General features: G+C 67.5%; 19 protein-coding genes and 1 riboswitch. Of the genes, 6 read left to right on the forward strand and 13 right to left on the reverse strand.

Going from position 1 to position 26,871, the window contains the following annotated elements:
* Nucleotides 1-94: 94 nt before the first annotated feature.
* From OH799_RS08990 to OH799_RS09010, 5 genes are all read right to left on the reverse strand, one after another.
* Nucleotides 95-1,087 (reverse strand): iron-containing redox enzyme family protein, encoded by a 993-nt coding sequence (locus tag OH799_RS08990; protein ID WP_406277785.1) that lies wholly within the window; start codon nucleotides 1,085-1,087, stop codon nucleotides 95-97.
* A gap of 193 nt (nucleotides 1,088-1,280) precedes the next feature.
* Nucleotides 1,281-1,616: an Lsr2 family protein gene (locus OH799_RS08995; RefSeq protein WP_357267935.1), complete on the reverse strand. Its 336-nt coding sequence runs from the start codon at nucleotides 1,614-1,616 to the stop codon at nucleotides 1,281-1,283.
* A gap of 316 nt (nucleotides 1,617-1,932) precedes the next feature.
* Nucleotides 1,933-3,129 (reverse strand): alkane 1-monooxygenase, encoded by a 1,197-nt coding sequence (locus OH799_RS09000; RefSeq protein ID WP_406277788.1) that lies wholly within the window; start codon nucleotides 3,127-3,129, stop codon nucleotides 1,933-1,935.
* 212 nt (nucleotides 3,130-3,341) lie between these two features.
* Nucleotides 3,342-3,758 (reverse strand): low affinity iron permease family protein, encoded by a 417-nt coding sequence (locus OH799_RS09005; RefSeq protein ID WP_406277791.1) that lies wholly within the window; start codon nucleotides 3,756-3,758, stop codon nucleotides 3,342-3,344.
* 506 nt (nucleotides 3,759-4,264) lie between these two features.
* Nucleotides 4,265-4,678 carry a hypothetical protein gene (locus tag OH799_RS09010; RefSeq protein WP_406277794.1) on the reverse strand — a complete coding sequence of 138 codons (414 nt, stop codon included), beginning with the start codon at nucleotides 4,676-4,678 and terminating at the stop codon, nucleotides 4,265-4,267.
* 442 nt (nucleotides 4,679-5,120) lie between these two features.
* Here OH799_RS09010 and OH799_RS09015 point away from each other — a divergent pair, with 442 nt between their 5' ends.
* Together OH799_RS09015 and OH799_RS09020 are read left to right on the forward strand one after the other, a co-directional pair.
* Entirely contained in the window at nucleotides 5,121-7,754 is a 2,634-nt protein-coding gene (locus OH799_RS09015; RefSeq protein ID WP_406277797.1) for a LuxR C-terminal-related transcriptional regulator, read from the forward strand.
* A 55-nt stretch (nucleotides 7,755-7,809) separates the two neighbouring features.
* Nucleotides 7,810-9,465 (forward strand): alkaline phosphatase D family protein, encoded by a 1,656-nt coding sequence (locus OH799_RS09020; RefSeq protein ID WP_406277800.1) that lies wholly within the window; start codon nucleotides 7,810-7,812, stop codon nucleotides 9,463-9,465.
* A 19-nt stretch (nucleotides 9,466-9,484) separates the two neighbouring features.
* Here OH799_RS09020 and OH799_RS09025 read toward each other — a convergent pair whose 3' ends face one another.
* From OH799_RS09025 to OH799_RS09050, 6 genes are all read right to left on the reverse strand, one after another.
* Entirely contained in the window at nucleotides 9,485-10,627 is a 1,143-nt protein-coding gene (locus OH799_RS09025; RefSeq protein WP_406277803.1) for a metallophosphoesterase, read from the reverse strand.
* Nucleotides 10,628-10,781: 154 nt separating this feature from the next.
* Nucleotides 10,782-12,023: a tryptophan synthase subunit beta gene (gene trpB / locus OH799_RS09030; RefSeq protein WP_406277806.1), complete on the reverse strand. Its 1,242-nt coding sequence runs from the start codon at nucleotides 12,021-12,023 to the stop codon at nucleotides 10,782-10,784.
* Nucleotides 12,024-12,292: 269 nt separating this feature from the next.
* The gene (locus tag OH799_RS09035) at nucleotides 12,293-13,519 is read right to left on the reverse strand and encodes a serine hydrolase (RefSeq protein ID WP_406277809.1); all 1,227 of its coding nucleotides are present in this window, start codon (nucleotides 13,517-13,519) and stop codon (nucleotides 12,293-12,295) included.
* 310 nt (nucleotides 13,520-13,829) lie between these two features.
* Complete coding sequence (locus tag OH799_RS09040) at nucleotides 13,830-15,008, reverse strand: hypothetical protein (RefSeq protein WP_406277813.1); 1,179 nt, start codon at nucleotides 15,006-15,008, stop codon at nucleotides 13,830-13,832.
* 299 nt (nucleotides 15,009-15,307) lie between these two features.
* Nucleotides 15,308-16,738, reverse strand: a complete 1,431-nt coding sequence (locus OH799_RS09045; RefSeq protein WP_406277816.1) for a lytic murein transglycosylase — start codon at nucleotides 16,736-16,738, stop codon at nucleotides 15,308-15,310.
* 385 nt (nucleotides 16,739-17,123) lie between these two features.
* Nucleotides 17,124-19,670: a LuxR C-terminal-related transcriptional regulator gene (locus tag OH799_RS09050; RefSeq protein ID WP_406277819.1), complete on the reverse strand. Its 2,547-nt coding sequence runs from the start codon at nucleotides 19,668-19,670 to the stop codon at nucleotides 17,124-17,126.
* A gap of 161 nt (nucleotides 19,671-19,831) precedes the next feature.
* Here OH799_RS09050 and OH799_RS09055 point away from each other — a divergent pair, with 161 nt between their 5' ends.
* Nucleotides 19,832-20,062, forward strand: a complete 231-nt coding sequence (locus OH799_RS09055) for a hypothetical protein (protein ID WP_406277822.1) — start codon at nucleotides 19,832-19,834, stop codon at nucleotides 20,060-20,062.
* Between the two features lie 186 nt (nucleotides 20,063-20,248).
* A complete protein-coding gene (locus OH799_RS09060) occupies nucleotides 20,249-21,361 on the forward strand; it encodes a styrene monooxygenase/indole monooxygenase family protein (RefSeq protein ID WP_406277825.1) in 1,113 nt (370 codons plus the stop codon).
* A 19-nt stretch (nucleotides 21,362-21,380) separates the two neighbouring features.
* On the opposite strand, the gene OH799_RS09065 is transcribed toward OH799_RS09060, so the two are convergent.
* Nucleotides 21,381-22,631, reverse strand: coding sequence for a cytochrome P450 (locus OH799_RS09065; RefSeq protein ID WP_406277828.1), 1,251 nt, complete (start codon nucleotides 22,629-22,631; stop codon nucleotides 21,381-21,383).
* Nucleotides 22,632-23,234: 603 nt separating this feature from the next.
* Here OH799_RS09065 and OH799_RS09070 point away from each other — a divergent pair.
* A complete protein-coding gene (locus OH799_RS09070) occupies nucleotides 23,235-23,633 on the forward strand; it encodes a hypothetical protein (protein ID WP_406277831.1) in 399 nt (132 codons plus the stop codon).
* A 36-nt stretch (nucleotides 23,634-23,669) separates the two neighbouring features.
* Here the strand turns inward: OH799_RS09070 and OH799_RS09075 are convergent, their stop codons facing one another.
* The gene (locus OH799_RS09075; protein ID WP_406273045.1) at nucleotides 23,670-24,962 is read right to left on the reverse strand and encodes an IS4 family transposase; all 1,293 of its coding nucleotides are present in this window, start codon (nucleotides 24,960-24,962) and stop codon (nucleotides 23,670-23,672) included.
* A 415-nt stretch (nucleotides 24,963-25,377) separates the two neighbouring features.
* Nucleotides 25,378-25,490: riboswitch (TPP riboswitch) on the forward strand.
* Here OH799_RS09075 and OH799_RS09080 point away from each other — a divergent pair.
* Entirely contained in the window at nucleotides 25,484-26,851 is a 1,368-nt protein-coding gene (locus OH799_RS09080) for a purine-cytosine permease family protein (RefSeq protein ID WP_406277834.1), read from the forward strand. It overlaps the preceding riboswitch by 7 nt.
* Nucleotides 26,852-26,871 lie beyond the last annotated feature (20 nt).

The raw sequence follows: 26,871 nt of genomic DNA on the forward strand, positions 1-26,871 counted from the left end.
GTCCACCCGCCCAACCAGGTATCGAGCTGCCGGCACTAAACCCCAGGGGTCCCTGCTCGATATCACAAGCAAGGGATAGCCGGGATCGATCGCGTTAATCGCTGTCGCGCAACGAGCTGCGTCCCGCGCGCCAACAGCCGAGGACGTGGTCGGCGAAGCGGTCCTCGAGAAGGTTCGTCACCTGGATGCCGAACACCATCGACTCCGTCAGCTCGGGTTCCCGCGCGATCAGCGTACCGATCACGTCGTTGCGCATCACCTGCTCGTGCACGGCGTCGGCCTCGACGTGCTCGCGGTAGAACAGCACGCAGGCCGGGTCGGCGTCGAGGCGTTCCAGGGCGTCGACCAGCCGCTGCGCAGCCGGGGGCGAGGTGATCTCGACGGTCGCAAAGTGACCGACCAGCGCACCGCGAAGCGACCGGTGCAGGCCGAACAGCGACATCATGTTCACTACCGCGAGCATCGGCGCGGGCACCAGGTCCAGGTAATGCAGGTACTCATCGTTCAGCCCGGCACCCGCCATCAGGTCGGCGTACAGCTGCGCGTGCACGCGTTCGCCCCGCCCACCTCCGAACTCGTCGAATTCGACCGCGACCAGGGAAGCCTTGGCCTGACCGCGCAACCGCGGGATCACCCACGCGTAGGGATCGGCTTCCTTGTGGTGAAAGATCGACCGGTGTACGAAGTACTCGCGCATGTGCCACCATTCGCCCTCGTCGCGGAGATACCGGCTGGGGCCGGACGGCTCCGGGGGCGTAACCAGCAGCTGATCGAGCTCACCATCGAGATCCGTCCCGCCGGGCACGTCGTCGCGCAGAGCACACAAAAGCTCCTGTTCCATCGAGGCGCGCAGAGCCAGTAGACCCGGGTCCCATTCCCACCCGGAATCCACTGGCGCGAAGCCGTGATAGTGCAGCTCATAGCAGGTGTGCAACGCCAGGTGCAGGTCCTCGCCGTACGGGTCCACAGACCTGAACCGGGGCATGGGCCCACCGGGCACCCCACGCAACACTTCCAGCACTGCGTCCGACAGCTCGCCTCGCGGCCGCGGCAGGTTGTGTGGCCGAGTGCCCATCGTGACCTTCATGGTGGTCGCTTACCCCGGTCCGGCGCCGTTATCGCGATAGGCGGAATCCCGGTCGGCGGATTGCGACCGGTCGGCAGCCGGCGACGGTGCGATGTGCTCCCCACCGTACGACGGTTTCGTGGCCGCGAACCCGCACCGCACGGCTACCTAGCCCGCCGGAGTGCGGACCGCTTCGCCGCTACTGCTTCCAGCGCTACCCGTTGGCCTTCTTGTACGCCTCCACAACGTCGGCCGAGATCCGCCCGCGGGCCGACACATCCATGCCGTTCTTGCGCGCCCACTCCCGGATGACCGTGGCCTGCTCCCGATCGGTCGCCGACCGCAAAGCACCGCCCCGGCCCCGACGTGCGCGACCGACCTTACGGGCGTACGGAATCCACTGTTCGAAGAACACCCGCAACTGCCCGGCGTTGTCCCCCGACAAGTCCATCTCGTAAGCCGCGCCATCCACGGCGAATGACACCGTTTCTTCGGCCTGAGACTTGCCGTCGTAGTCATCGACCAGGGTCACGACGACCTTGCGTGCCATAGAGATAATCCCTTCACGGTTACCGAGCGCGTACAGGCGAAAAAACAATCGTAGCCAGTAGATAACAGATCTGTTGCGCCGCCCGGAACGCCGGGGCCCTTCTCACACTGCGGCGTACACCAATGCTCCGGTCAGCCCTGGGGAAGATCGGCTTTACCAACGGTGGCTCGCCCCCACGGTTCGTGCCGTACTGCGGTTTCGCGAGGCCCAGCCGAAGGCAGCCTCGGGCTCCGCTTTCTGCGCCTACCCCGAAAGGCCGTCGCCACCCTCGTTCTCGGGCCGCTCGGCCTCGCGCGCAGCTTCTTCGCGCCGGACGTCACGGCCCGGCGCTGCCGGCACCTGTCCGGTCCGGACGTCCGCGCCAGGTGGCGGCCGCCCCGGCGGGCCCCACGGTCACCCGGTGACGTCGGGTCCGTGGTTTGGCGTTGACCAGTGTGATATCCCCGCCATAGTGGGCCAGCACGCGGTGGTCCATGACCGCGCGCCACAGCGGAGGCACGGCGGCGAGTAGGACCATGGTGGCGTAGCCGGCCGGAAGTTGCGGCGCCTGCTGGGAGCTGCGCAGGGTTTGGTAGCGGCGACCGGGGTTGGCGTGATGGTCACTGTGGCGCTGCAAGTGGAACAGAAAGAGATTCGTGATCAGACGGTCGCTGTTCCAGCTGTCGCGTGGCGAGCACCGTACGTAGTGGCCATTGGGGCGGCGCGGGCGCAGCAGCCCGTAATGCTCGACGTAGTTCACCGTCTCCAGCAGCCCGGCACCGATCAGTGCCTGGAGCGCCAGAAACGGGACAATGCCGACTCCGAAGATCAGGATGAGCGTGCCGAACAGCACCACGCTCATCGCCCAGGCATGCAAAATGTGATTCCCCCTGCTGAACCAGGGTTTTCCCGTTCGGGCAAGACGCTCACGTTCCAAGGCCACCGCCGAGCGAAACCCGCCGACCATGCTGCGCGGCAGGAATGCCCACAGCGACTCGCCGAACCGGGCGCTGGCCGGATCTTCGGGTGTGGCCACTCGCACGTGATGGCCACGGTTGTGTTCGACGAAGAAATGCCCGTACCCGGATTGCGCAAGCGCGATCTTCGCCAGCCACCGTTCGAGACGTTCGGACCGATGCCCCAGTTCGTGTGCGGCGTTGATGCCGATGCCGGACACGAAACCCAGGGTCACGGCCAGTCCGAGCTTGTCCAACAGGCTCAGCTCGCCACCGGCCCACAGATATCCGGCGATGAACAGACCGACGAACTGCATCGGCAGGAAGAGGTAGGTACACCAGCGGTAGTAACGGTCGTTCGACAACAGCTCGTAGTCCTCATCGCGAGGATTGGTGCCATCCTCCCCGACCACCCAGTCCAGGATCGGGATCAGCACCAGTACGATGAACGGCCCGATCCACCAGAACACCTCCAGCCCCGTGCGCGCCACCGCCTGTGAGGGAAGCAGTGCGCACGCCGGAGCAATCAATCCCAGGACCCAGAGGTAGCGCTTGGGGTCGCGCGCGTCTGCGCGCATGCGGAGTAGGTTCATAGTCGTCTCGCTGGTCTACCAGCACAACAACATCGAGATCGTGTCCGTCACAGAAGCTTGCGCTGAATTGTCATTCAAGGATGGTTGTTTCTCGCCACCAGACCCCGAACTGTTACAGACATCGGAAAGGCGCTGGCCCGCTAGGAGGTCTCGCGGAACTCGGGCTACGGCGGCAGGCCCGCGCACCGGACGGACGGCTAGGCCGATCTGCCGTCGCGCACCAGACCGCCCCCGACGAATCGCTCCTCGCCGCGACAGCAGAGCGCGGAGTCGGTCTCGCCTTTCACGACCGACAGCGCGTTCGCGAGCGCGTTGAGTCTGACCTGCATCGCATAGGTCGCGCGACTGTGCGCGTTGTGCAACAGGGCGACGAGCACGAACGTGACTATCGTCGTCGCGGTGGTGAGCAGCCGTGGCCAGTTCTCGACGTCGCGTTCGAACACCAAACTCACCGCACACGTCAGCACCAGCGCGACGGCCAGCACGAAGAACAAGCCCTTCGACACCCACGTGCCTGCCACAGCGGCGAAATCGTCGAACACAGAGGCCGGTCGCACCACATCCGTGGGCATCATCACCACCATTACGGCGGACTGCTTGGTGTGGTTACCCACAGTAGACCCCTTCCCATCGCCACGCCGCGGTATCTCCGCGCTGCCCTGAACCCGCACCGAGAGCCAACCAGGCCGCGGTGGCCACCCTCCGCGTACCTGATCTCGCCTGCCACACTCCGGCAAGCGCCACAAGACATTCGGTGCTGAACGCCGCTGGGCTGGGTTTCGGGCATCATCGATTTGCTCGAACGTGGCTGCCGGGCCGCCGAGCTGGACCGGGTCAACGGCGTTTCAGATCAGAGGGCGGACCTCGGCCCGGGCCAGCGCAGGATTTCGCCGGCACGCACCCAGGAGTGGACCGTGGGCGGGCACGGCCGGCTCGTGGTCGACGATGATGCTCTCGAAATCTCTTGCCTGCCTCGCCGACCACTCAACCACGCCTGCCCGACGGCACGGAGTTCGGGCCTATTGCGTCGATCCAGCTCTCCGCACCGCTATGCGGTCGGTACGCCGCGCGGCCTCGGCAGGAAGCGGGACACCGTGCGAGCGCTGTCAGTGGATACCCGTCAGATCGCCTCTGGCTTCCATGTGGCAATGGCCCAGATCACCACGACGTTCAACGCGATCACCAGGATCGACCAGGCCGGGTAGTACGGCAGCCACATGAAGTTTCCGAGAATCGACAAGGCCGCGACGCAGATCGCAGCGACCCGGGCCCAGGTGGCGCCCGTCATCAATCCCAACGCGGCGATGATGAGCAGGATGCCCAGCACGATATGGACCCAGCCCCATCCGGTGGTGTTCAACTTGTAGGCGTAATCCGGCCCAACGACGAGCAAGGCGTCCTCGGCGACGGCGGAGATGCCCTCGAAGATCGACAGAACACCGACGGTCAGCAAAAGAATCGCGGCAGCGATGGACGTGCCCGCCGCGAAACCCTGGCGCACGGGATGTTGGCGCGGTTCGGTCATGTGCGTCATCGGTCGCCCCCTTTCTCGGGAAGTAGTGGACGCCTTTCGAATCTCCTCCCACCGCGCGGCCGGGCACTTCACCCGTTTGGGATGACTCGGCACTGACTGGCGACCGCGCCCCACTCGGTGGCGAGGCGGCACGGCCCAGAGTTTCTCTTCCACGATCCGGGCCGATCGACGGTGCACCGACCCGGCATCTCGACGCCGTCGGCGGCACTGCGGTGGCGAACGGGGCCGAGGCGTTGCGCTCGGCACCCATCGCGTGCGGGAGCCACCGCGTACCGCGTGACCGAGGACGACCACGACGACGCCAATCAGCAAATCGACGATCCGACCTCATCCAGTTCGGGTGAAATTTCGATAACTACCGCAAATGACCTGATCAGCGCGCGGTACATTTCGATAACTAGGCGCGGTAGTGATCTTTCAGCACACGGCCAAGGGAGGCTCGGTGACTGCACTGCACGGCTCCGATCAACGCAGCATATCCTCGGCCGGTGCCGGAATCGCCTCGGAGATCCCGCCATTGCCGTTCGCACCGATTGCTCGTACGGATATCTATGCCGACATCGACACCGTCACGCGCTCGTGCAATGGTCGCGTGCTACTCATCAGCGCACCCGCGGGAAGCGGAAAGACCGTTCTCCTCACAGATTGGGCCGCCCGGCGGTCGTCACACCCCAAGTGCGAACGAGAGGTGGCGTGGCTGACCATCACCGAACGCCTCAGCGACCCTGCCGCGCTGTGGACCGCTGTGAGCAAGCGGTTCCGCATCGCCACACCGCCACGCCGTCCCGGTCCGGCCACGGCGGACCCGGCTCACCTGATCGATGCCCTCACCGCGCGGACCTCGCCGGCGGTCCTCGTTCTCGATGACGCTCATCTGATCAGCGACCCGCTCGCGCTCGCCGGACTCGAATACTTCCTGCACCACGCACCGCCAGCCCTCACGACGGTGCTGTGTGCCCGTTTCGCTCCGCCGATCCGGTGGCATGTCCTCGATCTTCCCTCGCGGCTGACCCGCTGGGGCTCGAGCGAACTGGCCTTCACACCTGATCAGGTCCGCGCGCTGTGCGGCGACCACGGCTGCGAACTCACCGACGCGGAGCTGGACACGGTCGTCGCCCTCACCCGAGGTTGGGCCGCGCTGGTGCGTATCGCCGCGATCCACCTTGCGGCGTACCCGGACGACCACGCGGCCGCGCTGACCGTCCTCGCGCGCCCACCGCACGCGGTCTCGGACTTCCTGGTCGGCGAGCTCGTCGACGCTCTCCCGCCCACACTGCGCCAGTTCCTCACCTACACCAGCGTCCCGGTCTCGTTCACCGAGAAGCTCGCCGACGAGCTTGTCGGCGGCGGCGCCGGGCACTGCCTCTACGAACTCGACCGGATCAGCTTCCCGATTGTCTCCGTCGTGCGCGACAACGCGGTGTGGTTCACCTATCACCCGATGCTGCGGGCGTATTTTCTCGCCCAGACCGATCGGCTCGGGCCTGAACTACGCTCGGATCTGCAAATGCGGTCGGCGCAGTGGTTGCGGGCGGCGGGCCTGCCGCGGGACGCGCTCCCCCATCTGCTGGCCGGACCCGACCAGCGGCATCTCGGTGAATTCTTGTCCGAGTGCGCGCTGACCATGATCCTCGACGGCACGGGTGACGCTTTGTTCGACGCACTCGCCCAGGCAGCACCCGCACTGCTCGACGATCCTTTCCTGTGGCTGGTGCGGGTCGTCGACGCGCTGGTCCGCGGCAACACCGCCGCCGCGATCGCCTGTCTCGACACGGCAACGGCGCGGCGGGCAACCAAGAAGTCCTTCGCGCCCGCGGACCGCGTGGAGGCACTCGCGCTCGCCGTGGCGGTTGACGCCGCAGTGACCGGCGGCACGGTGATCGGTGAACTCCCGCACACCGTCGAGCCGATCGGCGAACCGGATTTCGACGCATACACCTCGATCCAACTCGCCACCGCGCTGATCGCCCGCGGTGCGGTCGCGCGCGGCGAGGAGCTGCTGCAGTCGAGCCTCGTACTGGCCGAACACGTCTGCCATCCCCGGCTGGTGCTGCACGCGCTCACCCGGCTCGCTTTCGCGGCGAGCGCCGTCGACAGCGCCTGCGCGATGCGCGACCGCGCTGCCCGCGCGCTGGCCGTCGCCGCGGAGCAGGGCCTGCTCGAAGCGGCCGATGCCGTCCAGGCGTCTACCATCGCCGCCTACGGCGCCTATCTGCACGGCGAGGAGCCGGATCCGGCGCAGGTTGCCGACGCGCTCGCGGTCCATGTCGGTCACGACGGGTCGACCAGTCCCGTCGCTGGGTGGCACGGCAATGTCATCGGCCATCTCCTCGCCCTCGAGCGGGCCGACGACCAAGGCGCGGCGGCCGACGCGCTGCGCCGAAATCTGCTGCTGATGTTGGAGACGAAGACGCTCCCGAACGCGACCGGCAGCCTGGTTCCTCCGGTGGTGTGGGCGCTGCTGCGCGTGCAGGAGGCCGGGACGGCACATCTGTTGGTCGAGCGTTCTCGCGGCGTCGTCGGCGACCTGCCCGATATCCGGCTGGCCGACGCCGCACTAACTTACGCGGCCAACCGGCCCAAGGCGACCTGCGCCCGCCTCGAGCCTCTGCTCGACGGCTCGGCGGCCCTGCATCCGGTCACCGAGATCACCGGCTGGCTGATGTACGCCACGGCTCAGCATGACTCCGGCGCGCCGTCGAAGACCGTCGCTGCGCTCGACAACGCGTTGCGCGCCGCCGCGCCACAGCGGCTCGTGCGACCGTTCCTCGACGTGCCGACCGCCATCCCCCTGCTGGACCGCTATGTCGGCCGGTTCGGCCGAGACGAGCGATTCGCCGACCTCGTCCGGCGGCATCCCGCCGCGCGGCGTCGGACGACCTACCCGGCACTGACGCACACCGAGATGACCGTGCTCAAGCGGCTCCCGTCCGGCCGCACGGCCCAGCAGATCGCCGCTGACCTGGGCGTTTCGGTCAATACCGTGAAGACTCACTTGCGCGGCATTTACGCCAAACTGGGGGCGAACTCGCGGATCGACGCCCTTGACAACGCCCGCCGCAGCGGTCTGCTCTGAGTCGGGCCCGGTCCGTCTGTCATGCCTTGAACGGAGGCAGACCGTACCCTGATGTATGGCTTTGTCTCGTCGGCAGTTGTTACGAGTGGGCGCCGCGGGATCGGCCGCGGTGCTGGCGGGGACGGCGGCGGCGAGCAGCGCTCGGTTCCCGGCGCCGAGATGGCTGGGGGACCCATTCGCGCTGGGGGTGGCGTCGGGCGATCCGACGCCGGACGGTGTGGTGCTGTGGACGCGGTTGGCTCCGGACCCGTTGGCACCGGACGGGCTCGGTGGAATGTCGTTGAATCCGGTGACCGTCGAATACGAGGTCGCGCGGGACGAAAATTTCCGGCAGGTGGTGACGCGGGGGACCGCGGTGGCAACGCGCGCGCTCGGCCACAGTGTGCACCCGGAAGTCCAGGGGTTGGCGCCGGATCACTGGTATTTCTACCGGTTTCGGGCCGGCTCGGCGATCTCGCCGGTCGGGCGGACCCGCACGGCTCCACTGCCCGGACAGCCCCTCGCCCGGCTACGCTTCGCGTTCGCCTCGTGCCAATCGTGGAGCTCCGGCTACTACACCGCCTACGAGCACATGGCCCGGGAAGACCTCGACCTGGTCGTACATCTGGGCGACTACATCTACGAACGCGCCTGGATACGCGGCCGCGAGGGAATCACGGTGGGCCCGCACTTTCGCGACGAAGCCGTCGATCTTCCCGGCTACCGGCTGCGCTATGCGCTCTACAAGGCCGAGCAGCCGTTGCGCGCCGTGCATGCCGCGTTTCCGTGGCTGGTCACCATGGACGATCACGAGGTCGACAACAACTGGGCGGGCGACGCACCGGGCGCGGGGTTCGATGTCTCCCGTGTTCGCGCCCTGTTCCGCCGCCGCCGCGCCGCCGCCTTCCAAGCCATGTACGAACACCAGCCGCTGCGGCTCGCGCAGCTGCCGTCCGGGCCGTCGGTGCGTTTGCACCGCCGCTACCGATTCGGCGACCTCGCGGAGATCACGATGCTCGATACCCGGCAATATCGCACTGAGCAGGCCTGTGGCGGGACGGTCATGTCCGACTGCGCCGACCGGTTCGCCACCGATCGCACGATATTGGGTGCAGCGCAACGAAATTGGCTGATCGATGGCCTTGCCCGCTCCCCAGCCCGCTGGCAGGTAATCGGCAACCAGGTGGGCATGAGCCAGAACGACAGCGACCCGGGCCCCGACGTCACGGTGTCCACCGACTCCTGGGACGGCTATGTCGCTGATCGCAACACCGTGCTCGGAGCGGCCGCCGACCGCGGCGTCCGCAACCTGGTGGTGATCACCGGCGACCGGCACGAGAACCACGCCGCCCACCTGCGCCGCGACTACGTCGATCCCGAATCACCCGTCGTGGCAGCGGAATTCACAGGAACGTCCATCTCGAGCAACGGCGACGGAGCCGATCTCAACGACAAGGGTCGTCTGTTGCTGGCCGCCAACCCGGATCTCGAGTTCTTCAACGCCCAGCGCGGGTACGTCCGCGTCGAGCTCGACCATCAGCTGTGGCGCAACGACTTCCGCGTCGTGCCCTATGTCCGCCGCCCCGGCGCACCCATCCACACTCGCGCCAGCTACGTCGTCCGAGACGGGGTGCCCGGGGTCACCGAGGCATGGCGGCCCGACAACTCGAGCGAGCCAGAATCCGCAGCCGACGCCAGCGGACCGATCGACAGCACCCGCGCTACCCGCTGACACGTGTCCGACCGAGCCCTCAGCTACTCGCCGACTCCGAACGCAAGACCAGAACGGTGATTTCACTCGGGGCGAAGACACGCAACTGCGGTCCCCAGAAGCCCGTGCCACGGCTGGTGTACAGCTGGGTACGTTCGCCGTGGCGGCTCAGGCCCGCGATGACGGGCTGGTCGAGGCGAACCAGATAGTGAAAAGGCCAGATCTGGCCGCCGTGGGTATGGCCGGAGATCTGCAGCGCTATGCCCGCCGCGGCGGCGTCGGTGATCTGTTTGGGTTGATGGGCGAGCAGGACGACCGGCGCGTGCGGGTCCGCGCCCGCGAGCGCGGCGGGCAGGTCGGGGCCATGACCGGTCAGGCCGACGCCGGTGGGGTCATCGATGCCCGCGATCACCAACTGGTCGTCGCCGCGGCGCACGGTCTCGTGTTGATTGTGCAGCGGCTGCCAGCCGAGGGAAGCCATGTGGTCGATCCAGCCCTGCGCGTCGCCGAAATACTCGTGGTTGCCGGTGATATAGAACCTGCCGAGTTCGGCCTCGACCTTGCCGAGCGGGTCGACCTGCGGGTGCCGCTTCGCCACCGAACCATCCGCGAGATCACCCGCGTGGCAGGCGATATCAGGGCGCTGCGCGTTGACGACTTCCACCACACGTTCCGACCAGCGCAATCGGTCGAGTGCGGCGAAGTGAGTGTCGGTGACAACCACCATGCGCAGGCCGTCCAGGGCGGGCCCGAGGCCCGGGATGGCGACCTCGACCGTGCGCACTCGGGGCAGGCGACGCGCCTCGACCACTCCCCACACCACGAGGACGGTCACGGCAGCGAGCACGCCCACCGCGACGACGCGGGAGCGGGCCGGATCGTCGACGTCCGCGACAACCAACCCCATCCGGGCGAGGTTCCCGAACACCGACCAGGTGAACATCACCCACATCACGCCGAGCAGCGTGTCGCCGACGATCGACGCGGCATCCGACTGCGCGGGCCCGTGTCCGAGGAACATCGACGCGGGGAGGCAGACGAACCCTAGCAGGAACAGCGCGGAACCGATCCAGAACAGCGGCCCCGCTCCCTCGGTGGGCGCTCCCACCAAGGTCCACCAGGGAAGCAGGAACAACACAGCGGGAATCGCCAGAAACAACATCAGGCGGGGCACGTACTTCAAGTGGACTCATCCTCGTCGGCGCAGGTGCAGCGCGCGGTCCCACCCCCGGCGCCATGGGGCGCTATCGACGATAGCGTCCCGCTCCCGAGGCCGCAGATGGCCTGCCGGTACGTGATGCGCAGCCCGCTGCGGCCGGACCGGACTTGTGAACCGGTCAGGACACCCCGAGCCGCTCGGCTACCACGGCGAGATCCTTGTCGCCGCGGCCGGACAGGCACAGCACGATCAGTGCGTCGGCGGGAACCTCACCACGGTCACCCATCTCCAGCAGATGTCCGACGGCGTGAGCGGATTCGAGGGCCGCGAGGATGCCTTCGGTGTGGCTGAGCGCTTGCATTCCGCGCAGCGCGACGGCGTCGGTGGCCGCGCGGTAGGTCACCCGGCCGCTGTCCTTCAGGTGACTGAGTTCGGGACCCACGCCCGGATAGTCCAACCCCGCCGCGATGCTGTGTGTCCGTGCGATCTGACCGTCCTCGTCCTGCAGGAGATAGCTGTAGGAGCCGTCGATCTCACCTGGGCTGCCCACGCAGAGGGTCGCCGCGTGATCGCCGGTCTCGACACCTCGTCCGGCCGCCTCGACGCCGATCAATCGCACCTCCGGATCACCCGCGAATGGATGGAAGATTCCGATGGCGTTGCTACCGCCGCCCACACAGGCGAGGATGTAGTCGGGCAGTCTGCCTTCGGCTCGGACGATCTGGTTGCGGGTCTCCGCACCGATCACCGTCTGGAAATCGCGCACTATCCTCGGGTACGGCGCCGGCCCTGCCGCGGTGCCGAACAGGTAGTGGGTGGTGTCCAGGTTCGCCACCCAGTCGCGCACCGACTCGCTGATCGCGTCCTTGAGCCTGCGCGAACCGCTGTCCACCGCGCGCACCTCGGCGCCGAGCAGATTCATGCGCACCACGTTGGACGCCTGACGGCGCATGTCGTCGGTCCCCATGTAGACCACGCAAGTCAGGCCGAGCATCGCGCACACCGTAGCCACCGCGACGCCGTGCTGCCCGGCGCCGGTCTCGGCGACGATCCGTCGCTTGCCCATCCTTTTGGCCAGCAGCGCCTGCCCGAGCGCATTGTTGATCTTGTGTGCGCCGGTGTGCGTCATATCCTCACGCTTCAGATAAACGCGCACCCCGGGCGTTCTCAGCAATTCGGCGAACCGTCGCACCTGATGCAATAGTGTGGGCCGCCCGACCCGGTCGCGGAGCAATTCGTGGTACTCGGCCACGAAGCTCGAATCCGCCTGCGCGAGTCGATAATCCTGTTCGAGATCCAGTAGCGCGGCCATCAGACCTTCGGGAACGAATCTGCCTCCGAACACGCCGAATCGTCCACGCTCGTCTGGAAACATTCCGTGCCGGTACCCAGTCGCCGGCACTTCGTGATCAACCCTCATCAAACACCAACGCTTTCACCGCCGCAGACCCGACGGATCAGTCTGTTCTGCTTGTGCTAGCACAACGCCACTGTTCGGCAACAGCAGAGTTAACAGACTAGATTTTTCGGATGGCTAACGTCTTCTCACTGCTGGAGGTGGTCGGCCATCGGGATGTGCTTCGACTGCCGTCGGGCGCGCATCACCATGCGCGCGGTCGGCTCATCGGCCACGCGCACCGGTGAGGTCCGAGCGATGGTGCCCCTGCGCGGGTCACGCTCGTGTGGCTCTCACCGACGTTCGGCGACGACAGTGTCGGAGATCTGCGCGACCAGCTGCCATGGGCGCTTGGTGTCGGTCGTCGCCTTGCCGCTGGTGAGGATCGCACCGGACAGCCCGCGCGCCGGGTCGGCCCAGCCGTACTGGGTGGTCAGTCCGCTGCGGCCGAAGTGTGCCGCGGTGTCGCGGCCGAACTTCGATCTCCGCCCGCCCAGTTCGAAACCCGCGCGACTGACCCGACCGGCCACGCCGGGCAGCCAGCGAGCGGGCCGCACCGCCTCGCGCAACGTCTCCGGCCGGATGATCCTGCGACCGTCCGCTCCACCGCGCGTGAGGATTTCATAGAAGCGCGACAGCTCGGACGCGGTGGTGATCAAATTGCCCGAGGGCAGCTCGGCAGTCAGGAACGCCTTGGTGGCCGACCGGGATGCGCGGTCCATCCGTCCGCCGATCGCCTTGCCGGCCAGATAAGTCGACATCCGAGACGGCGCGGGACCGGTCTTGACGCTCGGTACGACCTTGTCGACATCCTCGGGGGGCACCCCGAACGTGGTCCACCGGAACCCGAACGGCTCCAGCACCTGTTCGGACAGATGCTCCCGCAAGCGCTTTCCGGTCGCCCGTTGCACGAGAAGACGCATGATCAGACCGCTGGTCAGCGCGTGGTAGACCCGGAACCGGCCCGGCTTCCAACTCGGGACCAGATCGGCCAATCCGCGCACGGCCAACTCCTCGTCGAGCACCAGATCGACACCCCGGTACGGCGGCGTGACGAAGGGCACCCCCGCGGAGTGCGAGAGCACGTCGCCGATCGTGATGTCGGCCTTACCGTTCGCGGCGAATTCCGGAACGTAGTCGCACACCGGGTCGTCCAGCCCGAACGCGCCCTGTTCGATGAGCATGAACATCAGCGCGCCGGACACGCCCTTCGCCGTCGAGAAGCCACAGAACGGTGTGTCCGGTGTCGCGAGCACTTTTCTCGCGTCCGGTCCATCGTGCGGCGCATTTCCCCAACCGTGCCCGATAGTCCGGTTCAGCGCTATCCGGCCGTTTCGCCGCAGGCACACCTGGATAGCCGGGCTCGTGCCCACGCGGTACCACGCCCGCACCGACTCCCACAGCGCCTCGACGTCCCCCCGACTGAGTCCGACCGCCGCCGGATCGTCCTCGTGGCCCACCGTGGTAACGGTGTCCAGGTCCTCGGCAATCGCCACCGATCCGGCCGTAAGCGTGCTCATTCGGCCAGCTTATCGATCACGGGCCGGAACCGAGTGTGCGGTGGCTGCCCGCAATCGCTGGTTGAACAGTTCCTGGCCGAGCTCGTGATCTGCCACCAGTGGCGATGAGCTGGTCGCCGCAGCTGCGCCAGCACTGATCGACGCCGCTGTGCGGGAACTGATCGATGCGGGTATTGCACGACGGGCCGCCGGTGCAGAACTGCCTTGGATTCGGCACTGACGGCCGCCTGGCCGTTACTTCAGCTTCGAGTGGTTTTTCCACCATGCCCGCACGATCACGGGGTCGGCACCCACTGGCGGAGGCAGTGCTTCACGGGGGAACAGCAGGCCCTCCGTTCGGCGGGCCGATCGTGGTCGTCGCGAGCGGACTCCCCGGCGTAGGTGTCTCGATCGGGCCGACCGTGGTCGTCGGCGGCGGGGTCTCCGGCGTCGGTGTCTGGCCGACCATGGTCGTCGGTGCGGCCGGTTGTTGCGCCCCGGAGGGCGCGACCGGGCCGGTTCGGACTTCGGGCGTGGGAGCCGACCACGTCGTCGACACCGGCCACTCGGCGGGCGGCACAGTGGGCTCGATCGGCAGGGCCGGCGGCTCGGCCATCGGTGTCGGCACGGCGGCCGCGGGGCTCGGCGCGCCTGGCGCGGCTTCCGAAGCCGGAGGGGAGACCGGGTTCCCCGCGGGGTCTCGGACTTCGCCGTTGTCCGGATGGTCGGCACGCAGCTGCACGACCGCGATCCCGGTCCCACCGAGCAAAGCGGCGACGGCCGCGCCGACCAGGACCACTCGTCCGGTGCGCCGCCGACCGGACGGAGCTTCCACCGGCACGTTTCGGAACGGTGCTGCGGCGACGAGAGCGGCGCCGCGCGCCGCCGCGGTGGCGAAGTCGGGCACCTGGATGACGGGTGCGGCGAGTCCGCGTTGCAGTGCGGACACGACCTCCGGCGCCTCTGCCGAAGAGCCGCATAGGACTACGGCATCCGGAAGCACCCCGACCCCGTCCAGCGTCGTCCAGATGCGACCGATCGCCACGCTCGCGCTGTCGGTGTCGACGACGCCGGACGACCAGGAGTCGCTGGCGAGGATTTTGTCGCGCCGCCGCCCGACGACGAGGAAGGACGTGCAATAGTTCACGATTTCCAGCACGAGCACGGTGCCGTAATGATCGAGTCCCGACATGTCGTCGAGCAGCGCGAGCAGCGCCATCTTGGTGGAAACGAGCGACGATGATCGCCACGGCGCCGACGACAGTCCGGACACGATCGCGCGCCGTTCGTCCACCGTCCGATACGCGACGGCGACGTCATCGATCCGGATATCGGACTCGACATCGGCCGTAATGGTGCCGAGCGCCGCGGCGACCGACGCGGCGGTCGATTCCTCCGTCGGCTGCTCGACCGCGCGCAGCACAGTCGGCCGCACTCCCTGCTGCGAGATGGTGAGCACTACCCCACGCACCACGGACTGTTCCGCTGATATTCCAACTGTGGCCCTCATGAATCCACCTCTGCTCGGACGCCGTCGGTAAAGGTTCGTCACGAGAGCGTCCAGCGATTGGCACCGGTCCCCAACACACGCCGAGTAGTTCACATGGACCTGTGCTGCGAGTGCCGTCGCAGCCTGGCAAGCACCACACCACAACGTCATGGCCAAGCGGCACCACGGCCGAGCGGGCACCGCGGCCGAACAAACGACACGCCGGACAAGCGCCACGCCGGAACAGACAGCGCGGAGGGGCAAGCTGCCGCGGTCGGGCGGACAGCGCGATCAGGCCAGCGGACAGGGCGGTGGCTCGGTCACTTCTGGGGTGTGGGTAGGGGGATGACGATGCCGAAGGGGAGGGTGATGCCGGGCGGTGGGGTGGGTGTGGGTGGGGTGGATTCTGCGGGTTCGTCGGGGCCGGGTTCGGGTTGGTGTGTTTCGGCCGGTTCGGCGGGGGTGTCTCGGCGGGGTCCTTCGGCCGGTGCTGCGTCGGGTTGTCCGTGGGGTTGGGTGTTGGGTTGTCCGTCGGGTGGGGTGCTGGGTTGGGTGCAGGTGGCGGCCTGGGGGTCGCGGGGATCCTGCACCCGGGGGTTCTGAAACTGAATCTGGCGGTCGTAGGGTTCGCCGGTGCCTGCGCCGTAGCTGCGGCCCGGCGGGATGGGGGGCAGCGGCGGGACGGGAACGGGTATGTCGGGGCGCGGCATCGGCGCGGGCACTACCCGCGCCACACAGGGATCTACCGGTACGGGCGGGGCTGGACAGAAGATGCCACACGGGATCGGCGGCAGCCCCGGGATCGTGATCATCACCTCGGCCGGAGCGGGGACCACCGGGGCCGGCACCTGCACCCCGGACTGCTCGGCGGAATTCGGGGCCGGGGTCGGGGGCATATCCGGCAGCGGCCCGAGGGCACCGGGCTCGACCAGCTCCGGTGACACCACCACCTGGGTGGGAGAACCCCCCGTGCGGTAGGCCGCCGACCAACTCAGCACATTCCCCGCATACGCCATCGAATTGTTGTACCGCAGCACCGCCCGCAACTCTTGGACCGGATCACGCAAATTCAATCCATCCGAACACAAATATTTCGCCGCACCCAACGCCGCGTCGAACACATTGTTCGGATCAGCCACCCCATCGGCGTTCCCGTCAGCGGCATACGTTTTCCACGTACCCGGCAGAAACTGCATCGGACCGATCGCCCGCACAAACCCACTCTCCACCGACCCGATCACCTCGTTGCCCGGCAGATGACCATCCAACGCCGGACCGAAGATCGGACGCACCGTCGTCCCCGCCGCGTCCGTACGCCCACCCCCCGCGTGTCCCGACTCGATCCGCCCGATCCCCGCCAGCAAACTCCACGACACCCCACAGCCGGGCATCGAGGACTCCAACGCCAATTCCGCATTCCGATACGCCGCCAACACAATCTCCGGAATCCCCAACGCACCCCCCATCCCCGGCAACGAAATATCCCGCAACGGAACCACACCCGCGTACGGAGCCTCCCCCCGCGGAATCAACGCCCGAAGCCTGCGCGGCGCCTCCCCGGTCACCGGCAACAACCCCGGCGTCCCGGACAACCCCTCCTTCAGCACATCCCGCCCACCCACCCCACTGGCCGACGACGCCGACAACACCCGCGCCGACCGCGCCACCGACGACGACTCCGCCGCCGAACCACTCACCACCACACCAGCAACAACCAAGGCCGAGACGGTTATCGGAGCAGAAATACGCATTCGGCCACACCATCCTCGACGTCGTCCGCGTCTCGGGAACGGGTGTATCCGTATGGGAGACAGCGGCGTCTTCCTTGCGGGGCCGTATCTTCGACCCCGGCCCGCTCCCCAAATCAGAGCGAACCATCGATAACATACGGTACCCAAATGCGACGTATTGCGCAGGAGCGTTTTGCAAATTCCCGCTAACTTAGCGTCGATGCGGGCACCGCTCTTCCCAGAGTACCGGGCATCGCCTGAGTGCGATGTCGACTCGGGTCGCGACGTGGTCGTGAATAAGCAACGCGCGCAAAAGGTCCCGGCGCGCGGTACGCGGCGGCGAAACCGGTGACCACCGCGAAGTACCAGCGGACGACCGACGCTGAAACCGCGATTCCTGACTGCCTCACGACCGCCGTGTGCGCTTCGGGCGGCGGGTGGCTTCCTCGGCCACCCGGGCCCGCTGATCGGCGGGCACGAGGACGAGGATGTCCTCGCGCGAGCCGATCATCAGCTTCTGCAGGATCGAGGCCATCTGGGCGTCCACGGTTTTGAATGAGCTGCCCCGTCGCACGGCGATCGCGGTGTTGGTCCAGCCCGCCGCCGCCAAGGTCGCTACCTCCTGCTCGGCGGTCGACAGCTCCTGCCACCGGGACGGGCGCTGCCGCCGCACGGGGTGGTCGATCGGCAGACGGTCCAACGACAATGTGCCCAAAGCCAATTGGGCCACCTCGCCGAGTTCGGGCCGCAGCAGCGAGCCTTCGCGCTCGGCAGCGGCGAAGACCGTCACACCGAGGACCTCCCGGGCGACCGCGGCGGCGGCGTCGGTCTCGGCGGCAAAGGGTCCCAGGTTCGCGATATCCACGCCCAATTTCTGCCGCAGTGTGGCGACGCCACCGATGAGCCGCGCGATGTCCAGCGCCCATTCGGACACCTCGCCGGAACGCTCGTCGCCCGCGTCGACAATCGAACGCGCCAGGGACCACGCGTGGAAGTGGATCGCCCACACCGCGCCCCACTGATCGCGCATCGCGAGTTGGCTCGACAGCGTCGTGCGCCCCACGGCCAAGGCTTGTTTCGGGTCGCCGTGTTTGGCCAGTGCGATCGCCCAGGCCAATTCGGCCCACGACTCGGCCCACCGCGCGCCGGACCGCTCCGCGTTGTCCAAGTGCCGCCGGGCGATGTCGAGCGCCTGCGCCGCCGTGCCGAGGAACGCGGCGGCGAGCGCCTCGAACAGCTCGCTCATCGCGGCGCCGCCGCGGTCGCCCTGTACCGCGAATTTCTCACGCGCACGAGCCAGGACAGGGATCGCACGCACGTCGCACCGCACCAGCAACAGCTCACTGCCCCTGGCGAATTCCACCGGCGCGGGTAGACCCAGATCTCGTTCGGGGTGCTCGCGCCACCCGGCGCGGGTCGCCGGATCCGGTACGCAGATCGCGACGCAGTCGGCGAGCATGCGTTCGGCATCCTCATGCACGCCCTGGCACAAACTGATCCACCCGATCATGGACATCGCCGCGAGTTGCAGTTGCACCGGCTGTGGGTCGCCGCCGCGGGTCGCGGCGAGGGTGCGCTCGGCCCAGCGGCGGGGCTCGCGCAGCGATCCCGTGAAGAACGGGATGCGTAGCGCGATGAGCCCGACCGCGATCTCCAGACCGACGGCGGCTTCCCCCGGCGTGCTGAGGCTGCCGTCGATGGCGCACCTCAAGTTGTCCCAGGCCGCCCTTGCCCAGTCGAGTAGGTCCTGTTCAGCCGGGCCGAACCACTCGGCCTGCGCCGCGACGACCTTATCGCGGTAGTAACAGCGGTGCCTGCGCATCAAGCGAGCCCATTCGTCGCCGCGCTCACGCAGCCGCTGCTGGGCGAACACGCGAAAACTCTCCAGCAGTGAGTAGCGCGCCGTGTCCGGGGTCAGGTGTACCGACACGAGCGATTGGTCCGCCAGCCGCTCGAGCAGATCCTCGATCTCGGCGCGCGCGAGACCGTCACCGTCATCGTCGGCGCAGACCGCCTCGATCGCCTCGAGCTCGGCGCCCACATCGAGGCCGGACATGCCCGCGTCCTCGTGACCGACGTCGTATCCAGCTGCGAACACCGCCAACCGCTCGAAGAGCAGACGCTCCTTGTCCCGGCACAGGTCGTAGGACCAAGCGATCACATCGCGAATGCCCTGATGCCGTTCGTCGGCACCGACGCGCGGACCATGCGACCAGCGCAGCCTCTGGTCGCTCGCCTCCCCGCTGAGGTCACGCAAGATCATCGTGAGCGGTCGGCGCAGCAGCCGCGCGGCGGCCAGCCGGATGTAGAGCGGGTGGTTGTGCACGTGCCTGCAGATCGCGACGGCATCCTCGACGTCGCGGTCGGCGATGGCGTGCCCGGTCAGATCCGCGCGTCGACGGAACAGAGTCAGCGCATGTTCCTGGGACAGCGCGGACACGGGCACGAGTTGCTCGTCGACCCAGCCGATCGCCTCGCGGCTCGTCGCCAGCACGGTGAGTCCGGGTACCGCGTCGAGCAGGTCGGCGATCACCCTGGCCGCCCCGTCCAGGACATGTTCGCAGTTGTCCATCACAAGGATCGTCTGCAAGGCGCTGCCCACCGCGTCGGTGCGACCGAGCATGCCGATCACCGCGTCCCGCGCTGACCGTCCGGAGAAGTCGGCGTCGACCAGCGACTGCGCGAGCTCCTCCTCGATGACCGACTCGTCGGCGCCCTTCGACAGCCGGGCCAGGCGCACCCAATGCACCGGCACCCTCCGCGCCTTCTGGAATCGGTGCACGGCCTCCGTCGCCAGACGGGTCTTCCCGATCCCGCCCACGCCGATCAGGGTGACCAACCGGGTGTAGCTGAGCAATAACATCCCGACCGTTTCCAGCTCGCGCTCGCGGCCGACGAAATCACTGGTGGCCGCTGGCGGGAGACCCTGACCCGGCGCACGTCTTACCGACACATCAAGGCAGCGTAGTCGGCTCTAGGCGACGGAAAGCCGAGAATCGTAGGTACTGACTGCGACGCAGCCCCCGATGCGCACAACCTACCTATCCGGCGATGCTGACATATCACCGTGGCGTTGGACCGGCGCCCCGGACGGACTGGGCACAGGAAGACGAGATGTCTGCAGCGGAGCGCCGACACACCGCCGACGGACGGCACCAGCAAAGGGACTGGTGCCGGATCCACGTGAGGTTCGAACACCCACCGATCGAGCTGGACTATCGGGACGCGCGCACCGTTGCCCGGCACTTCGCCGCGGCCGCCGCCACGATCGGCGCAGTCGTCACGATCGACCACGATCTCCGTGGCGATCTGCCGCCTTTGCCGTGCCGGAGTTTGTGGATCTGAGCACCGATACCGACGGTCCCTATCGATGTGCCGTACCTACCTATTCGCCAACGATTTCGCTATCGACCGCAGTCGATCTCACCACCGAAAGGACGCGCAGTGGGACAAATACAGGTAATCGGAGCAGGCGAATGCGGGTTGCCCCTCGCCCATCGGCTTCTGGGAGGCGGTAGGTCGGTCACCCTGGTGACCGACCGCGACGCCGAGGCCGTCCTCGCGGGCACCGTGACAAGCACACAAGTCAAGTTCTCGGCCACCCTGGACCTCGAATCGGACGCGGGACTCGGTTTCTGGCGGTCGACCGCGCCGAACATCGAGGGCATCCGCCTCAGCATGGTCGTCGACCGCACGGTAGTGGTCGGCTGGTCCGGGCGCCTCACCCGACCGGCACAGAGCGTGGACCAGCGGACCGTATTCGCACGCTGGCTCACCGAGTTCTCGGCCAACGGCGGAGACCTGCGAATCGCTGACCCGTCGGTGGCGGAACTCGATCGCCGGGCCGCCGACTACGACCTGACCGTCGTCACCCGCGCCTCGCGCGAACTCGCCGCGTGTTTCGAGGCCGACCCGCTGTGGACCGTTCCCGCCGAACCCCCGCGACGCCTCGCGGTGCTGTATCTCGACGCCGTCCAACCGGACCCGGACAACCTGGGCACCTACATCTCACTGCCCGAACACGGCGAAGTGATCTCCTACCCCGGGCTGACCGGTCGCCCCGGACAGGAACGCCGGTGCGAGATGGTCCTGTTCGAGGCGAGGCCCGGCGGTGCGCTGGACGTGTTCACTTCGCACAGCACGCCGACGGAACGCGTGCGGCAGGCCAAAGAGCTGCTCAATCACCACCTGCCCGCCGAGCTCGCCGACCGGTATCGCGACGCCGAACCGACCGATGCGGGGGCGACCCTCGTCGGCGCCGTGATACCGGCCATGCGCAAGCCGGTGGGCACCCTGCCGTCCGGCACGCCCGTGCTCGGCGGCGGCGATGTCGTCTGCCGGATGGACCCCGGCGGCGCGCAGGGCGCCAACAATGCCGTCCAGTGCGCGATCCGTTACAGCGAGGGGATCCTGCACTATCCCGGCGGCCCCTACGACCGGGCCTGGATGGAATGGCTTGCTGCGCCGTGGCTCACCGGCGTCGCGCACCCCGCGGCGCTGTGGACCACGACGGTGCTCGACCCTCCTCCCGCGATGCAGGAGCTGATGCTCGCCGCGCAGCACGACCCGGCGCTGGCCGACGCCTTCGCCGACACCTTCGCGCGACCGGCGAACATGGCCCGATTCGCGGGCTCCCCGTCATGAGCGGCTGACCCCCCGGATATCACGACTCCCACGGCGGAGTCGCGGGGAAAACGACCGGCAGTGCGGCGAGGGCTCGATGGAAAGGCCCTGGCCGCCAGGCCAATTCGTCTACTGAGACGGCGGGCCGCAGTTCGGGCAGCGCGTCGAGCAGCTGGTCGATCGCGTCCTGGACTATCAGGTAGGCCGGGGTCTTGGCGGGGCAGGCGTGCGGGCCCGCGCCCCAGGCCAGGTGCGACCGGTTGCCGCTCTGGTCGGCGGAGCTGATCGCCGGGTCGTTGTTGCAGCCCGCCATGCTGATGACGACCGGCTGGTGCGCGGGCAGCCAGACGTTGTCGATCAGGATCGGCTGGCGCGGGTAGCTCACGGAGAAGTTCGCCATCGGTGGGTCGGTGAACAGCACCTCGTCGAGGGCGTCGCGGGTGGACAGGCTGCCGCCGAGGACGTGACCGCCGAAGCGGTCGTCGGTGAGGATCAGCACGAGACTGTTGATGATCAGGTTCTGCAACGGTTCGATGCCCGCGCCGTAGAGCACGACGAGCTGGTGGATCAGCTCCGCGTCGTCGAGGTTCGCCGGATGCTGGAGCAGTTGTGTCGTGATGTCGTCGCCCGGCTCGGCGCGTTTGAGTTCGACCAGCCGCAGCAGCGCCTCGCTGAGCATCCGGTTGCCCTCCTCGGCGTCGACGCCGTCGAAGACCGCGGCGGTCGCGGCGGCGACCTGCTGCCCGATCTCCGGCGGGCAGCCCAGCATCGCGTTGATCGACTCGAAGGCGAGCGGAAAAGCGTACTGGGAGACCAGGTCGGCCGTACCCGCCGCACAGAAGGAATTGATCAGCGGGACCGCGATCCGCTCCACCGTGCTGTGCAGGAAGTGCAAGTCCACTGCGTTGATGCTCGCGGTGTTGGCCTGCCGGTAGCGAAGGTGCTCGCTTCCCGCGCTGCGCAGGGCGTTCGGACGCCACTCCAGGACCGGCAGCACCGGGCAGTCAGCGGGGATGCTCGCCTGCCAGACGCGCGGGTCGGCCGGGAAGTGCGCTGGATCGTGCAGGATTCGGACCGCAGTGTGATAGCCGATCACCAGCGTCGCGGGCACCCCCGGCGCCAGCTCGACCGGCACTATCGAACCGTAGCGAGCCCGCATGTCCTGGTAGGCGCGGTGCGGATCGGCCGCGAACTCGAGGGAATACAGCGACACACGCTCGACATCGGTGTCGACCGGCGAACCACGATGTGCGCCAGGGCTGCTCGCGGGCGGTACAAACTCTCGGGACACTACTCGACTCCCACATCAGAAACGATTTCGACGAATGCTGTCCAGGCGACGACGGCGCGGACTACCGCGCGGCCCAAACCTCGCTGTCATCCAGTCCATTCGGTGCACCGTCGCACCGCGTCACCCGGCCACCGGGCGGATCGACACACAGGATGGTCCGGTAGGTAGGTCGCGGGCATCGGTAGACCCAGGTGACCTGGCCCGATGCGCCTGCTTTCCGGAACGCCGCGTGCCAGGGCCGACCGTCGGCTCCCTATGCAATACCTGCACTCCCGGGAAGGTAATGGACTGGGACGCCTGCACGGCCGAGGTGAAATCGTGAACCGAAGTTCGGATGTCCGCGGGGATGTTTCCGTGTCGGGGTTGAGGTCCGACACCCGTATCGGTGATACCACGGGTTCCCTGTGGGAAGCGCATCAGGCGCCCAGTGGATGCCGCGCGAGGGTATGGTGACGGCCGGAAGGCGGGCTGTAATGATGCTGGGGGCGAGCGCGGGCGGTTCGGCGCTCGTATCGACGGGGACACAACGAATTCCGTGCGCGCGGCTGGTATATAACATCCATCGGCCCGGCCGACTCCACCGACAAGCGATAGCGAGACACGATGCACGGTTACCTGAACCAGGTGTCCCAAGGCGCAACCCCTTCCGGCTATCCGACGCGCGAGAGCAATGACGCCCGCCCGGTCGAGCCACCGAGCAATACGGACCTGATCGTCAGTGCGTTGCTGTGGTTCCTACCCGCGGCGCTGGCCATGATGTCGGCGGTCATCGCGCCGTGGTTCTTGATGGCGGGCGGTGTGTGCGACTCCAAACCGGCCTGCCATGTCGACACCAGCCTGGGCGCGTGGGTGATGATCGGCGGCGGAATCATAGGATTCGGCGTCGGCGCGGTGCTGTCGGGCATGGCGGCCAAGCAGGGACGAGCACTGTTTCCCGGCGCGGTGCTCGGCGCAGTGCTGGTGCTGCTGGCCTGGTTCGCGGGCTCGTTCCTGCTGGGTTAGTCCCAAGGCCGCGCAGTTTGGGTTTCTGCCTGGTTGTCAACCGGGCAGGATATGGACGCTGATCTGGGTTTTGTAGATGTTGCGGTCGACCTCGCCCTTGGCGCGGTGTTTGGAGATGGCGCGTTTGACGATGCGGGGGCTGGAGCGTTGGCGTCGCGGTGGCAGCGGGCTGGACAGGACCGCGCGGCCGATGGTGCCGATCAGGTTGATCGTGGTGGTGGCGAGGACTCCGGCGGCCTGGATGAGCTGATCGCGAGCGGTGTGCACGGCGATGGTGAAACTGCCGCGGTCGGGGCTGAAACCCGGTGTGGCCAGCGCAGTATCGGCGATGGCGGTGCGCAGCGCCTGGTAGGTGATCAACAACGCGTAGACCTCTTGGGCGACCCCGGTCGGGGTGCGGGCGCGCAGCACCCGCCCACCGAGGATGGTCGATTTCAGTTCGAAATAGCTGGTTTCGATCTCCCATCGTTGATGGTAGAGATCCACCAATTCCTCTGCCGGGTAGCGCTTGTCGTCGGTCAAGGTGGTGATCAGCCGGTACCGCTCGACCCGGCGTGGCCCGCCGGCGCAGCTGACGGCGATCTCGGCGTCGATTACGCGCACAGTCGCCGTACCGGTACGGGTCAGCCACGATCTGTCACCCAACCGCGCGATCGCGGGAACGCGCCGGTTGAGTTTGGCGCGGATCAGCAGATCCGCTCCGGTGTCGGTGATCTGCTCGATCAACGCCGTAACCGCGAAGTTCCGGTCGGCCAGCAACAACATGCCCGGGCGCAGGCACCCCAAAAGTTGTGGCGCATAGGCTGTTTCCGCGATCCGCAACGGACCGAACACGACATCGACGACGGTGCGGGTGCCACACGCCACCACCGCCAGCAACCGCAGCATCGGGTACCCGGCCTGGGCGTGACCGCCACCGTGACGCCCGAACTCGGCCACGTTGCCCGGGCTGTCGGGCACAAACACGCTGGTGCCATCGATCGCGCACACCAGCAGACCCCGCCACCGCACCGCTCCAGCGGCGGAGCCGGCGAGCAGGTCGAACAACGCGGCCAACGGTTTGACCCCGACACGGCGCAACGCCTGTGACAAGGCCGAGGAACCCGGACACACGAACGATCCACCGGGCAACCCGGCACACAACCGCGCCCATACCTGCCGATACCCGATATCGGAGAACAACGCTCCGGCCAGCAGCAGATACACCACCACCCGCGACGGCAGCAGCCGCACTCGCGACCGCACGGCACCGGCTGTTTCCAGCGCCGCGTCGACCAGATCGAACGACACGATCCGGGTCAGTTCCCCAAGGTGCCCCGGCGCGAACACACCCTCCGCGACCCGCGAGGAACGATCAATGACACACTGAACTGACAGCGGAACTCCTCGGACGAGCGGATTGTCTTGGCGGACAACACCTCTCTACCAGCAGTTCCGCTGTCCCCGCTCACCACCCCACCCCGCTTGACACACCAACTCACACGTTAACTGCGCGGCCTTGGGGTTAGTCCACCCGCATGCGGCGATGCGAAAAGCAGTTCCCACAGATCACGCAGTGTCAGAATTGGTTTCGGCCTGTGGGATCCGGTCGATTGCCCCAAAGTCGATGCGCGCCGTAGATGCCTTGGTAGTAAATCCGGCCGCACGCCGGACGATCCGGCCTGCACCGAGGTGCCATTGCGCTGCGCCGGCACTGGCGTTCCCGGTCGCCAGGACGGGGTGCCGGTGTACGATTCGCCGGAATCACCCCCACCGCGGGAGCTCGGGCACGGCCGGGCTGAGAGGGCGGATCCTGCGTCGCCGACCGCATGAACCTGTCCGGGTAATGCCGGCGTAGGGAGCTTTTCGCCATGTCGTCATCGACCCTGGACAAAGCTGGACGCGAAGCCCCACTGACCCTCGACGAGCCCGCACCGAAGGTTTTGTCGTTCTGGGACCAGAGCGCGTTCTGGGCCAACCTCGGCGTCAGCCTCTTCGCGTTCTCCGGTGCGTACACGGTGCTCGCGCCGAATACGCAGGGCACGGCGCAGATCTCGATCGCGGCGGGCATTCTCGCAACGATCATCGGAACCGTGGTGGGCGGGTTGATGCTCGGCGCGGCGGCCGTCCTCGGTGCGCGGACCGGCAAGCCCGCGATGATGCTGCTGCGTGGTCTGTTCGGCGCGAAGCTCAGCTACCTGCCGACGGTGCTCAACATCGCGCAGCTGATCGGCTGGGGGACCTTTGAGCTGATCGTGATCGGCGACGCGGCCGAAGAGCTGTTCCACGGCGGCCCACACTGGCTCTACGTGGTGGCCGCGGGCATGCTCACGACCATCCTGACGGTCTGGCCGCTCGGGTCGGTCCGGCTGCTACGCCGGTTCGTGACGGTCGGCGTCGCCATCGCACTGATCTGGTTCTACGTCCAGTTTTTCCGGGTCGGCCTGCCCGACCTGCGGAACAATCCTGGTCCGCGCGGTGGTGGCCCATTCGGGGTGGACTGGAATCTCTTCTGGATCGCGACCGACGCCGCCCTGGCCGTCTCGATCTCCTGGGTACCGGTCGCCGCCGACTACACCCGCCACGCCCGCAGTAGCCGCTCGGCGTTCGGGGCAGCCAGCGGGGCGTACGCGGTCACCCAGGTCGTCGCCTACGTCCTCGGGCTGTGCGCGCTGGCGCTCGCGACGGGCGACGGCGGCCCCTACGCCCCGTTCCTCCAGGTGAGCCTCGGCGCGCTGTTCTTCTTCGTCTTCGTGGTGCGCGAGGCCGATCAGTCGTTCGCGAACGTCTACTCCACCGCCGTCTCGATCCAGAACCTGGCGCCGCGAATCGACCGCCGCGTCCTCTCGATCGGTCTCGGCACCCTGATCACGCTGCTCGCGCTGCGCTTGAATATGGCCAACTACTTCGGCTTCCTCGGTCTGATCGGGTCGGTATTCGTGCCGCTGCTCGGTGTGCTGATGGCCGACTTCTTCCTGCGTGCGAAAGGCGACTGGAATACCGAGCGGGACGCGCCCTCACGCTGGGGAATGGTCTTCGCCTGGCTGCTGGGTCTTTCGGTATATCAGCTGGTCAACCCTGGCGACGCGGGCGTATGGACCAACTTCTGGGTCCGGGTTCAGGATGCCTTGCATTTCACCGGGCAAGCGTGGATGAGCGCGTCACTGCTGTCATTCCTCGCCGCGGTGCTGGTGGCATGGCTGGTCGGACGGATCGCAGTACCACGGAAGCCGACGTAGCCGTTTGCCACCATGGAGGG

The sequence above is a fragment of the Nocardia sp. NBC_00881 genome, from assembly GCF_045207455.1.
In the GTDB taxonomy this organism is placed as follows: Bacteria; Actinomycetota; Actinomycetes; order Mycobacteriales; family Mycobacteriaceae; genus Nocardia.